Annotated in this window: 11 protein-coding genes and 2 pseudogenes; 7 read left to right on the top strand and 6 right to left on the bottom strand. The window is 38.7% G+C overall.

The annotated features are described in order from the left end of the window. Positions 1-10: 10 nt before the first annotated feature. Positions 11-592: an LOG family protein gene (locus LDL57_RS09375; protein ID WP_180560812.1), complete on the top strand. Its 582-nt coding sequence runs from the start codon at positions 11-13 to the stop codon at positions 590-592. 88 nt (positions 593-680) lie between these two features. Here the strand turns inward: LDL57_RS09375 and moeB are convergent, their stop codons facing one another. Next, positions 681-1442, bottom strand: coding sequence for a molybdopterin-synthase adenylyltransferase MoeB (gene moeB, locus LDL57_RS09370; RefSeq protein WP_180560811.1), 762 nt, complete (start codon positions 1440-1442; stop codon positions 681-683). A 2-nt stretch (positions 1443-1444) separates the two neighbouring features. After that, on the bottom strand, positions 1445-2686 hold the full coding sequence (gene moeA, locus LDL57_RS09365) for a molybdopterin molybdotransferase MoeA (protein WP_180560810.1): 1242 nt from the start codon (positions 2684-2686) through the stop codon (positions 1445-1447). A 242-nt stretch (positions 2687-2928) separates the two neighbouring features. Here moeA and LDL57_RS09360 point away from each other — a divergent pair, with 242 nt between their 5' ends. From LDL57_RS09360 to LDL57_RS17770, 6 genes and pseudogenes are all read left to right on the top strand, one after another. Continuing rightward, the gene (locus LDL57_RS09360) at positions 2929-3294 is read left to right on the top strand and encodes a copper resistance protein (RefSeq protein ID WP_180560809.1); all 366 of its coding nucleotides are present in this window, start codon (positions 2929-2931) and stop codon (positions 3292-3294) included. A 48-nt stretch (positions 3295-3342) separates the two neighbouring features. Then, positions 3343-5365, top strand: a pseudogene (locus LDL57_RS09355) (protein-disulfide reductase DsbD family protein). Further along, positions 5362-6084 carry a DsbA family protein gene (locus LDL57_RS09350; protein WP_180560808.1) on the top strand — a complete coding sequence of 241 codons (723 nt, stop codon included), beginning with the start codon at positions 5362-5364 and terminating at the stop codon, positions 6082-6084. Before LDL57_RS09355 ends, LDL57_RS09350 begins: the two are co-directional and overlap by 4 nt. Continuing rightward, positions 6081-6590, top strand: a complete 510-nt coding sequence (locus tag LDL57_RS09345; protein WP_180560807.1) for a protein disulfide oxidoreductase — start codon at positions 6081-6083, stop codon at positions 6588-6590. Before LDL57_RS09350 ends, LDL57_RS09345 begins: the two co-directional genes overlap by 4 nt. Before the next feature lie 448 nt (positions 6591-7038). Further along, a complete protein-coding gene (gene folE / locus LDL57_RS09340; protein ID WP_225505494.1) occupies positions 7039-7707 on the top strand; it encodes a GTP cyclohydrolase I FolE in 669 nt (222 codons plus the stop codon). A gap of 362 nt (positions 7708-8069) precedes the next feature. Continuing rightward, positions 8070-8854, top strand: a pseudogene (locus tag LDL57_RS17770) (DUF418 domain-containing protein). Between the two features lie 11 nt (positions 8855-8865). Here the strand turns inward: LDL57_RS17770 and sanA are convergent. The 4 genes from sanA to metG form a co-directional block, all read right to left on the bottom strand. After that, positions 8866-9561 carry an outer membrane permeability protein SanA gene (gene sanA, locus LDL57_RS09330; protein ID WP_180560805.1) on the bottom strand — a complete coding sequence of 232 codons (696 nt, stop codon included), beginning with the start codon at positions 9559-9561 and terminating at the stop codon, positions 8866-8868. A 357-nt stretch (positions 9562-9918) separates the two neighbouring features. Further along, on the bottom strand, positions 9919-10614 hold the full coding sequence (locus LDL57_RS09325) for a CidB/LrgB family autolysis modulator (protein ID WP_180560804.1): 696 nt from the start codon (positions 10612-10614) through the stop codon (positions 9919-9921). A 5-nt stretch (positions 10615-10619) separates the two neighbouring features. Beyond that, on the bottom strand, positions 10620-11075 hold the full coding sequence (locus LDL57_RS09320; protein WP_370520704.1) for a CidA/LrgA family protein: 456 nt from the start codon (positions 11073-11075) through the stop codon (positions 10620-10622). Between the two features lie 133 nt (positions 11076-11208). Next, positions 11209-13236 carry a methionine--tRNA ligase gene (gene metG, locus LDL57_RS09315; RefSeq protein WP_180560803.1) on the bottom strand — a complete coding sequence of 676 codons (2028 nt, stop codon included), beginning with the start codon at positions 13234-13236 and terminating at the stop codon, positions 11209-11211. Positions 13237-13443 lie beyond the last annotated feature (207 nt).

Genomic DNA, 13443 nt, shown 5'->3' with positions numbered 1-13443 from the left:
GGAGGATCATGTGGGAAAGATAAATAGTGTAACGGTATATTGCGGTTCTAGTGTAGGAGACAGTGATATTTATCAACAGCAGGCTATCGCGTTAGCAGCTGAGCTGGTTAACAGAAAAATAACGCTGGTTTATGGCGGTGGTCGTGTCGGTATTATGGGTATTTTGGCCAATTCGGTATTAGAACAAGGAGGTCAGGTTGTGGGCGTAATGCCTAAATTATTAGTCGAACGTGAGATTTCCCATACTGGGCTGACTAAAATCCATATTGTCGATACTATGCATCAACGTAAGCAAAAGATGATTGATTTGGCTGATGGATTTATTGCACTACCAGGGGGATTTGGTACGCTGGAGGAATTTAGTGAAGTGTTTACTTGGGGCCAAATTGGCTTACATAAAAAACCTTGTGGCTTATTAAATGTTAATAATTATTGGGCACCGTTAGTTGCTATGATAGAAAAAATGGCTGATGAAAAGTTTTTACAAGAAAAATATCGCCATATGGCGATTGTTGATGACAATCCGGCCAATTTGCTTAATCGTTTTTCGCACTACACGGCACCATCAGTCAAAACTTATGATAATCTATAGCTATGTTATGTTTCCATCACTTGGTTAGCATTAACAAAATAGATGGTACCAAAAGCGCTTTGTTGCTCTCATGGCGATAAATATTAGCCTATAATTGGTTTCTCTGACAGATTTCACAATTAGGATCAGGCATTAAATTGATCGTGTGGAACTCGGTTGACATGGCATCATAAAATAGCACTTTTCCGCTTATGATTTGACCATAGTTAGTGAGTAATTTTAGTGTTTCCATCGCTTGCAGGCTACCAATAATACCAACCAGTGGAGACATAACGCCGGTTTCGATGCAGGAGAGATTATTTTCACCAAATAAACGACTTAAACAGTGATAGCAGGGGGTATTATCTTGATAAGTTAATACCACCAGTTGTCCTTCCATGCGAATAGCTGCGCCGGATACTAATGGGCGTTTTAGTGTTAAACATAGGCGATTAAGTTGCTCGCGAATTGTGACATTATCCGTACAGTCAACAATCACATCTTGTCGCTTAATTAAATTATTAAGTTCATGTTCGGCTAGTTTTTTATTAACGGTAGAAATTTTTATGTATGGATTAATGTTAACTAATGTGGTTTTGGCCGAGTCAACCTTTGCGCTACCGATAGATTGCTCGTTATAGAGGATCTGCCGTTGCAGATTTGATAGGGAGACAGTATCAAAATCCAGCAGTGTTAACTGCCCCACACCTGCGGCAGCTAAATATTGAGCAGCGGCACAACCTAAACCACCCACTCCAACCAGCAATACTTTCGCTGCTTTTAATTTTTCTTGTCCGTCAAAATCGAAGTTTTGTAAAATAATTTGGCGATTATAACGCAGCATCTCTTGGTCAGATAATTCAATAGCCATGCTTATTCACTTATCAATAAATGATTAAAATACTCAATATCAACTAATTCACCTAAGTTAACCATGCCACGATTTTGCGCTAAAACGATAAAACAGTTACTTTGGTTAAAAGAACTCAAAATGTGTGACCCTTGTTGTGTCATCGGTGTTACTTCTAAATCTCCTTGAGAATTAACTTTGGCAATTCCGCGTTGGAACTCGAGGCGCCCAGGAGATGTTTTTATCGGGCTAGTGGCGCGTGCTTTCAAATAGGGGGTGCTTTGCCATTGGCTAAAGGCACAGAGGTGATTAATAAAAGGTTGTACCAATTGATAAAACGTAACTATAGCGGAAACAGCATTACCGGGTAAGCCACAAAACCAGGCAGATTTTAGTTTACCGAAGGCAAATGGTTTACCAGGTTTTATTGCCAGTTGCCAGAAATTGATGCTGCCTATTTGATTAAGGATCTGCTTGGTATAATCGGCTTCACCCACTGACACTCCCCCGCTACTGATAACCAAATCGGCTTGTTGATCGGCTTGCTTAAACGCTTGATAGAGTTTGTCAGGATCATCAGCAATAATACCTAAATCAATCACGTGACAGTTCATTTTTTCCAACATTAAGCGTATTGCCAGTCGATTGGTATCATAGATTTGACCTGCGACCAGTGGCTGACCAATAGTTTGTAGTTCATCGCCGGTAGAGAAAATAGCCACTTTCAACTGGCGAAAAACTTCTATCTGACTTATTCCTAATGAGGCGATCAGGGATATTTGGGTGGCGGAAAGTTTTGTTCCTACTGGCAATACGGTATCACCTTGTCGAATATCTTCGCCGGCATAACGAATATTAATGCCTGGTTTTATTGGTTGTATAAAACTGATGGCATTATCAGCTAGGCGGGTGTTTTCTTGCATGATGACTGTATCAACTCCGGTGGGGATCGGCGCTCCGGTCATAATGCGGATACAAGTTTTCGCCGGCAGGGAACCGCGAAAAGGAGAACCAGCCAGTGCTTTACCGGCAATAACCAACGGTGTTGCATCATGCCAATCATTAAAGCGTATTGCATAACCATCCATAGCTGAGTTATCCAATGGCGGGACATTAATTGGTGATATAATTTCTGTAGCAGTAATACGATTAATCGATTCGGTTAATGAGATAATTTCTTTTTCTGCGATCGGGGTAGTTAGAGTCAATATATTATTTAATGCTTCCTTCAGCGATAATAATTCGCCGGTATACTCATGCTCCATATTTGGCTCCCAATAAGACTACCATTTTGACTGATATTGGCATAATTTTGCCAAATATTTTCAGCGTATTATGCCAATAATCTCGCTTATTGACAAAGTAGATAACTTCTTTGTCGCCTATTTATGGATTAATTTAATTTAACTATCAAGGCTGATAAAATAATTACGTCTGTTTAGCTAGTCTAGGGTTGTACAATTTATTGTCAATGCTAGAATAAACATTCGTTTTTATCGAGGTTAGCATGAGAAAAATGCAGCAACTGTCAAAATGGTTTCTCGCCCTGGCATACCTAATAGTCATGATTTGTATGATTAGTCGTATTGCTATGGGGCAGTTGATATTTTCTCCGGTAACTAGCGTGCAGACCTCCGTATTTGCAGAGGATCATCAGGATGATATTGATAATTCGCTGACTCCTTGTGAGTTGAGTACTAAATCCTTAGTGAGTATCCCACCTGAGATCACAGAAGCGCTACTACTAATTTTTAGTGTGTTATTAGCGTTACTGGTATTTATCCCACGCTTTGCTGTACTACTCTCTTTTACTATTCCACTTTCATCTCCTCGACTTCGTATTCATTTACGACTCTGTAATTTCCGGGAATGAACACTGACAAGTTTATTACTTAGTCATTTTCATTTTTGGAGATAAAATATGCTAAATTTTTTTCGTAATAGCCTGCTGGCATTGCTTATGCTATGGTTGCCAGTTACTTTTGCAGCCGACACCGGTTGGCTTAAAAACTTACAAAATAGTCATGCTGAAGTTCGTTTACGCGCTGACAATAACGCAGCTGACGTTACGCGCCTTTTACTTGATATCCGTTTACAAGAGGGGTGGAAAACTTACTGGCGAACACCGGGAGAGGGGGGGATTGCGCCGAAAATCACCTGGCACGATAATTCAATTGCGGCAAAATGGTTTTGGCCAACCCCACAACGCTTTGATGTTTCTGGCATCAGTACTCAAGGCTATCATGAGGGTGTTAGCCTGCCGATCCAGTTAACAGCAAAACCTGACTCACTGCTAAGTGGTACCTTGACATTGTCAACCTGCAGCAACGTCTGTATTCTAACCGATTATCCTTTCACGTTAGATCTACAACAACCCACTGATGCAAACTTTGCCCATAATTACGCTGCAGCGATGGGTAAAATCCCACAAGAAAACGCATTACTAGCAAAGCTAACAGCAGGTTATCGCAGCGGTGTAGTGCAGGTACTGGCTGAACGGGTAGCTAGCTGGCAGGCACCAGCAGTTTTTGTCGATATGCCAGATGGAGCCAGCCTTGGTAAGCCAGTTTTGCAACTACAAGGACAACGTTTGCAGATCACTTTACCTGCGACTGATGAGTGGGGCGATGGTGCACCAGATTTGACCGGTAAAACATTGTCGTTAGTGATAGAGGATGAAGGCATTGCTCAGCAAAGCACGGTAACCATTGGCGCGCCACTAGCCTCTGAACACTTACAAATGCCACTTTGGCAGATTGTGTTATTCGCCATCGCAGGCGGTTTGATCCTTAATTTTATGCCATGTGTTTTACCAGTGTTAGGTCTCAAGCTTAGCACTATTTTACAGCTGCAACAGCGTGATCGTCGCAGTGTAAGATTACAATTCTTGGCTTCAAGCGGCGGTATTATTATCTCTTTTATGGCGCTTGCGTTGTTGATGACGATTTTACGGCTAACCAATCAAGCAATAGGCTGGGGTATTCAGTTTCAGAATCCGTGGTTTATCGCTTTATTAGTGATAGTCACCCTGCTATTTAGTGCAAATCTCTTTGGACTGTTCTATTTCCGCTTACCCACTAATTTTAATACACGATTAGCAAACTTGCAGGCTGATGGGTTAGTGGGCCATTTCTTACACGGTGCATTTGCGACGCTACTAGCAACACCGTGTTCGGCTCCTTTTCTTGGTACTGCAGTTGCTATTGCACTGGCAGCACCATTACCGCAATTATGGGGACTATTTATCGCAATGAGCATTGGTATGAGTTTACCTTGGTTATTAATTGCCGTGAGACCTACGCTAGCTTTCCGGCTACCTCGACCTGGCCGTTGGATGAATAAATTGCGTCTAGGGGCTGGCTGCTATGATGCTGGCATCCTGTCTCTGGTTACTTAGTTTGCTCACTGCATTTATCGGTACAAGTTGGACATTGTTTTTGGGCTTTTTAATACTAGCGGCTTTATTGTTCAGTTGTGCACGTCATTATTCATTACGTTGGGCAATCACTGTGTGTGGAAGTGCTGCGCTCGCTATTGGGTTAGTTATGCTTACTTTACACTACAGCAAGCAATCACTGAAAGATGAGATCCGCTGGCAACCATTAACCGAAGCAGCAATTAACCAGGCACTAGCGGCGAATAAACGGGTATTCATCGATGTAACTGCTGACTGGTGCGTTACTTGTAAAGCTAACAAATTTAATGTTTTGCTAGGTAGCGATGTGCAAAAAGCTCTACAGGCTGAAGATGTGGTCGCATTGCGTGGTGACTGGACTCAGCCATCAGCCGCCATTAATCAATTTTTACAAAAACGCGGTATGCTGGCGGTTCCCTACAACCAGATTTATGGCCCTGGATTGACGCAGGGGAAAATTCTATCGCCTTTGTTGAACAAAGATGACTTATTGCAAATTTTGCAGCAGGCAAAAGGAAATGTAAGATGAAAAAACTCATTTTGCTGCTATTACTAATGACGACGCCATCATTAGCTAATAATCACTTGTTTACATTAGAACAGAAAGCTTTTTTGCAAGAACAGATTCGCGAAACATTAGTTAATAATCCGGAAATACTGTTACAAGCGGCTAATGCTTATCGTGAACAGCGACAACAACAAAGACAGCAACAGTTGAAAAAAATAATTAAACAAAACCAAAATAGGCTATTTAACGATCCGAATAGCCCACGTCTTGGCGCCGCTGAGGCTAAATTAGTGATGGTTTATTTTACTGATTATAACTGTTCTTTTTGTAAACAATTTGATCCGTTACTGATAAAAATTGTCCAGTCTCAACCGCAAGTTGCTTTGATTATCAAACCACTACCGTTTCGAGCGCAAAGTTCAGTGACAGCTGCGCGCAGTGCGCTTTCCCTGTGGAAACAGGATAGGGAAAAGTTTTGGTTGTTACACCATCGTCTGATGGCCAAGAAAGGTTATCATGATAACGCCAGTATCAAAGCAGCAGAGCAAAAAATTGGTATTAATTTAATGCAGTTTGATAGCCAAACGCTGGATACCATTAACGACAATTTGGCTCTAGCACAACAGCTCGACGTGCAAGGTACGCCTGCTACATTGATTGGCTCTCAAGTGCTGAGTGGTGCGGTGAGTTATGAACAGTTGCAAGGGATAGTTAAAATAGAATTGGAAAAACTTAAATGACAAATAAATTTTATCGTTGGTTGCGTGAGGGGCTGTTTTTTTTGTTGATCCTAGTCATTTTTATTCTATTACTGGATAATTTCCGTGCTCCTCAAGCGCCCTATAATTTTGCTAGTGACACCGTAATAACGCTAGCGGAAAAACAAGTAACATTGGCAGAGTTAAGTGCCAAACAACCACTATTGCTCTATTTTTGGGCTAGCTGGTGTGGCATTTGTCGTTTTACTAGCCCAAAAATAGCGGACTATGCGGCTAACGGTGGTAATGTATTAACAGTCGCCTTTCGTTCAGTCGATGACGCTAAAGTACAGCACTATTTGAGGCAAAAGCACTTTATGATGCCAACTGTTAATGATCCAACCGGTGCCCATGCTGCTCAATGGCACATTAGTGTAACACCAACTTTTGTCATTATTTATAAAGGCAAAGTGGTTAGTACCACTACTGGCTGGAGTAGTTTAATTGGTTTGAAGTTTCGTCTTTGGTGGAGTAATTACATGAATTAAATAAATTGCTATCTAATGATGAAATCTATTTCAGTTAGCAAAATAATTGACTTAACAACTGTTGATTAACCAACAGTTGTTTAATTAACGCTATTTAAGTGAATAACAAATCAAATAAGTTAACGAAGACAATAACAGCTATTTTTGTCTGTTATATTACAGCAATAGATTTTTTTGGTTAAAACTCACATATGTTATAACAAAAAGTTAATCGTCGTTGAGTGGGTTTAAAATGAGGATATAGTTAGTAAATTGATTATTTAGAGTAAAATAAATAGATATTTTTATATAAATGGTTAGTAAAAAAAGATAAATAGTGACTCTGATATGAAAAATTAGCGCGATATAAAAAATATTTTGTTAGGATAGGTTATTGTCGAGGGATAATGGTATCCATTGGTTGAATATATAGTTGGTTAAATGTTGAATTTTATTGTTGGAGAAATGCATGTCATCGCTAAGTCAAGAAGCGCATCTTGTTCGTCAAGCACTTGAAGCTCGTGGTCTTGAAACTCCACTTTGTGGCCAATCTCTTTGTGTAAATGAGCGTAAACAACAGATTGAAGCGCATATGGGTGAAATTATGCGTTTACTTAATCTCGACCTTAGCGATGATAGCTTAGTAGAAACACCGAAGCGCGTTGCTAAAATGTATGTCGACGAAATTTTCTCCGGGCTTGATTATAATAACTTCCCTAAGATTACCTTGATCGAAAACAAAATGGATTTCGACGAAATGGTTACGGTTCGTGATATTACGTTAACCAGTGTTTGTGAGCATCATTTTGTTACCATCGATGGTAAGGCGACAGTGGCCTATATTCCCAAGGATAAGGTAGTTGGTTTATCTAAAATTAATCGCATTGTTCAATTCTTTTCTCACCGCCCACAAGTTCAGGAGCGTTTAACTCAACAAATTTTAATTGCGCTTCAAACTTTATTAGGCACAGCTAATGTTGCTGTTACAATCGATGCCGTTCATTATTGCGTTAAAGCTAGAGGCGTTCGTGATGTAAGCAGTAGCACAATGACAACCTCGCTAGGCGGTTTATTTAAATCTAGTCAAAATACCCGTCAGGAATTTTTACGTAACATTTCTCGCCTGCGTAACGGCTAATTAATGTTTGTTATTACAGCTAACTGGCAGCGGATTAAGCAAATTGATCTGCTGCGCGGAAGCGCTATTTTAGCTATTTTATTGATAAATATTTTTGGCTTTGCACTACCTCAATTAGCTTATGTGAATCCAGTTTATCTGCTGGCACGACGGCCGGCGATATTTGGTGCTGGGTGTATTTACATATATTTGTTCAGGGAAAATTTCTGGCAATTTTTAGTTTGTTATTTGGTGCAAGCTTAGAATTTTTGTCTAAACAGGGTTTATATTGGAATCAAATCCGGCTATTTGTGTTGGCTATTATTGGTTTAATACATGGCATTGGATTATGGGATGGTGATATTCTCTTGCCTTATGCTTTGATGGGGCTATTAGCCATAAAAATTATTTATTTTAATAGCCTTAGACAGTTATATTATAAATCTATTGTTATCTATTTATCTGGCTTAATTATTTTTTCCAGTTTTAGTTATTTTACTGATGCCTCGTCCTTTTGGTATTTTGCAGAAAATAATTTTATTGAAGAAATTAACATTAAAATAGCTGGTGGATGGCAAGCTTTTTTATATCGGGCTGAATCGGTCGCACAGAGATTAATTTTGCTAGTGATCGGCTATGGTTGGCAGTTATTGGCACTCATGATAATGGGGTCAGCATTAATAAGAAACGGATGGTTGACTGGGCATTTTTCTTTATTTCATTATCGCTATGTTGCATATTGGTTAATCCCGGTAACTATTATTATTCAATTATTTTCTATAGCAATTCAGTATTACTATGAGTGGAATTATATAGCCACTGGCCTATTAGGATTTGTTATTAATCAGCTAATTATTCCGATTCAAGTTGCTGGTTATATTGCTATTATTTATGGTTTTTGGCCGCAAATAAAAAATATCTTTATTATTAGATGGCTACAATCAATAGGTCGTATGGCTTTAACTAGCTATTTATTACAGACATTAATCTGTACAACTATTTTTTATCGTCTAGGTTTTTTTGCTCAATTTAGTCGCATTGAATTACTTCTTTTTGTATCGCTGATTGGCTGATTAATATTTTATTTGCTGTATGTTGGTTGAAGTATTTTACTCAAGGCCCGATAGAGTGGTTATGGGGTTATTTAACCAATAAATGTGCTAATTGAACTGGCTAATATTATTTGAGTTCATCAGGTAAAACGGCCGGATATCCTTTGATCCCCTCAGGCATTTTTATCGGTGCAGGAATAGACTCTTGTTGACCTAAAAAACGGGGTTCACTTTTTAATATATAAAGATCAATCAGAGCATTAATACGGGCAAAAACTTCGCGTAAACGAACTTTAATGATTTTTTTAGGTGAAGAAACTGCATAGCACTGTGCATCTATCCCTTTTTTTATAGCGATAAAGAGTGCCCTTTCACAATGAAAACGTTGGGTAATAATAGTAAAGTTGTTGGTGGCAAACACTTGGCGAGTTCGGATAACCGAATCTAATGTTCGAAAGCCGGCAAAATCCAGTACAATTTTTGCAGCCGGTATACCAGCAGCGATCAAATCTCTGCGCATGGTGATCGGTTCATTGTAATTGTAATGTGCATTATCACCACTAACGAGTAAGTATTTTATTTTACCGCTATTGTAAGCATTTATGGCGCCTTGAATTCGATACTTATAGTACTCATTAGGTAAGCCGGCGGAATAATATTTTGCGGTGCCCAATATCATGCCAACAGTACGTGGCGGCAATTTTTTTACATCATCATAGATATAATCATTAGTTTTCCAGCTAATCCACCGATCGAATGCCAGAGTGGCAACAATTGCTGTCACTATAATAATAAGTAAACTATAAATAAGAAATTTCCTCATCACCTATGCCTATAGATTAAAGGATAGAGAAAAACTGCTCAACTCTAACTATTTTACTTATGATCATGCGGCTTCCTGATTAATTTAACAGTTTATTGTTAGATAAGACTTATAATAGTCAGAAGGGAGTAAGTTTGTAAATATGATATTCAAACGAGCAGAAATTACCGTCAATAAATTGATCGAACGCCTTGTCCAAGATCGCTGTAGTTATACGCTAGATTTGATTTTAATTTATTCGACTTTATTATAAAGCCTAAAATTAAAGTTAGGGCTTGCTAGTGAGGTTAGATTTTCTTGCCTATAAAAATAGCGAAAGTGTTTATAGTTTTGCTGAGTCGTTTTATCGATAATAATTTAATTTAATAATTCCATTAGTAAAGGAAAAATAAAAGGCGCAATTAATGAAGTAATAATGCCACAAGTCATCAATGCAAGAGAACTATATGCACCTTCAATGTAGTTTATCTCGGCGCTGCGCGCCGTACCCACGGCATGTGAGGCTGCTCCCATCGCTAATCCTCGAGCAATAGGGTTTTTTATCCGCAATAGATTAAACAGTAACTGCCCAAACATAGCACCAAAAATACCAACTAAGATCACACAAGCGGCACTGATGGCAGGCACGCCGCCAATGGCCTCTGATACAGCCATAGCAATGGGTGTTGTCACTGATTTTGGCAGTATTGAAGCGGCCATTTCGACGGTTGCTCCTGTCCATAAGGCAATTGCGGTTCCGGTTACCATGGCAATAAGACTACCAATAAAACAAACGCTAATAATGGATTTCCATTGGGCGCGAATCTGATGTAACTGTTCATATAATGGCAAAGCTAAGGCAACAACTGCCGGCTGTAACAAATCATTCAGAATACGACTACCAGAGAAATAATGGTCGTAAGAAGTCTGCGTTATTAATAAAATAGGAACAATGATGCTGATTGAAATCAGCAAAGGATTTAGAATGATCAGTTTATATTTTTGGAATAATCTTCTTGCTAATAAGAAAACAATAATGGTAAATGGTAGTGACCACCAGATATGATTTATCATTATTATTACTCGTTATTTGGCCTATTTTTTGGGGCTGAATTTTGTTTTTTTCTCTGTTGTTTATAATTATCCAAGGTATTTATGTTAGTTTCACGATGAATATAATGTGAGCTATAAGCAACTATAATCATAATAATCAATGTACTAACAATGCACGAAAGCAAAATAGGGATAATTTGTTGGCTGAGCTTATCATAATAATTCATTATGCCTACTCCGATAGGAATAAATAGCATGGTAATATTTTTTAGTAATAAATGACAACCCGGCTGTATCCATTCTACCGGTATGATCTGTATTGTTAACATGCTAAATAAGATCAGCATACCGATTATACTACCTGGCAAAGAAAAAGGCAGTAGAGTTGAAATTAGGTTTCCTATTATTAGGCAGAGATAAATGAGTAAAAAAGCACGTAGATACTGCCAACTAATATAAAGAATATTTTTAACAAACAACATAATACCAGTCCTATAACAAAACATACTGCTAATACAATTAACCCATTTAATGGGTTAGGCTGGTGTAATAAGTGAGTTTAAAATGGCGAAAATAGTATTGTCGCCATTTTTATTTAATGTATTTATTATTAATTTATTTTACCTGCATACCAGGTTTGGCGCCAGCATCAGGACTTAATAGAAAAATATCTTTGTTACCAGGTCCGGCTGCTAATACCATTCCTTCGGAAACACCAAAGCGCATTTTTCTTGGCGCTAAATTAGCGACCATAATCGTTAAGCGGCCTTCCAATACTTTAGGATCCGGATACGCTGTACGAATACCCGAAAAAACTTGTCGGCAGCTATCACCTAAATCTAATTGTAGTTTGAGCAGCTTATCGGAGCCTTCGACTAAATCAGCTTGCTTAATTAGAGCCACTCGTAAGTCTACTTTGTTAAAGTCATCAAAACTAATTACATCTTGGCTAGGATTTTCTGCATCTAATTGATTAGTCATTGTTTGTGCCGTTATATTTTCGCTAGATGCCGCTAACATCGCGGTTATATTGTTCATTTCAATTCGCTGGAATAAGGTTTTGAATGGCGTAATTTCATGATTTAACAATGGATTGCTGATATCATCCCAGTTGAGTGAAATATTTAAAAAAGTTTCTGTCCGGCTGGTAAGTCCCGGTAATATGGGTTTTAAATAAGTCATTAGCACACGGAATAAATTGATACCCATAGAACATATGTCATGCAAATCTTGTTCGCGTCCTTCTTGCTTGGCAACTACCCAGGGTGCCTGCTCATCGATATATCGATTGGCCAAATCGGCAAGTAACATAATTTCACGAATCGCTTTATTATATTCACGTTGACAAAACTCTTGACCAATTTTGTCTGCGGCGGCAATAAATTGCTGGTAAAGTTCGGGAGCAGCAAGGCGCGATGATAACTTACTATGAAAGCGTTTAGTGATGAATCCGGCATTGCGTGCTGCAAGATTGACAACTTTATTAACAATGTCGCTATTTACCCGTTGGACAAAGTCTTCTAAGTTAAGATCAATATCATCAATGCGCGAAGAAAGCTTAGCAGCATAATAGTAACGCAAACAATCAGCATCCAGTTGATCTAAATAGGCGCGCGCGGTAATAAAAGTACCTCGTGATTTGGACATTTTTGCGCCATTAACAGTGATATAACCGTGAACAAAGATATTGGTAGGTTTACGATAACCACTACCTTCTAATATTGCTGGCCAAAATAGACTATGGAAGTAGACAATATCTTTGCCGATAAAGTGATAAAGATCGGCAGTAGAATCTTGCTGCCAATAACTAGCAAAATCAATATTCGGTTGTTTTTCACATAGATTTTTGAATGTTCCCATATAACCAATTGGTGCGTCTAACCAGACGTAAAAATATTTGCCAGGCTCATTAGGAATTCCAAAACCAAAGTAAGGGGCGTCACGAGTAATATCCCATTGCTGTAAACCCGCCTCAAACCACTCTTGCATTTTATTCGCCACTTGTGGCTGTAAAGCACCTGAGCGCGTCCAAGTTTGCAACATATTACTAAATGCAGGTAAATCAAAGAAAAAATGCTCTGTATTGCGCATTTCAGGCGTCGCACCCGAAATCACCGAATGGGGATTAATTAGCTCCGTTGGGTTATAAGTAGCACCGCAGACTTCACAATTATCACCGTATTGATCAGCAGCCTGGCATTTGGGGCAACTCCCTTTAACAAAGCGATCGGGTAGAAACATTCCTTGCTTAGGATCATAAAGTTGTGAGATTGTTTTGCTTTGGATAAAACCGTTCTTTTTTAGTGTCAAATAAATTTGTTCAGATAAAGTTTTATTTTCTACACTATGAGTTGAATGATAATTATCATAACTGATAGCAAAGTCAGCAAGATCGTGTTGATGTTCCTGATTTACTTTACTAATCATTTCCCCAGGCGTTATACCTAATTGCTGAGCTTTTAGCATGATTGGCGTGCCATGGGCGTCATCGGCACAGATAAAGTAAACTTGTTTGCCGCGCATTCGTTGATAACGAACCCAAATATCGGCCTGAATATGCTCTAACATATGGCCAAGGTGAATTGAACCGTTAGCATAAGGTAACGCACAGGTTACCAAAAGATTTTTCGCGACTTGAGACATAATAAGGATCTAACTTCCATAAAAATTGAACAATAATTGATGTTAACCGATTGTGTTTTTTCCGGCTAGGCCTAAACATGACTAATCTATCATTATTTTATCGTAATTTTGCTTGATAAGTGTCGTTTTCATTATCTATTTATCTTAATTAAATTGTTCTCTGGTATGATGCCGTGATCAATTGTTGATAATTTAATACTAATAAAA

It is taken from the genome of Arsenophonus apicola (genome assembly GCF_020268605.1).
Lineage (GTDB): Bacteria > Pseudomonadota > Gammaproteobacteria > Enterobacterales > Enterobacteriaceae > Arsenophonus > Arsenophonus apicola.
This window is presented reverse-complemented; position numbering and strand designations above follow the sequence as displayed.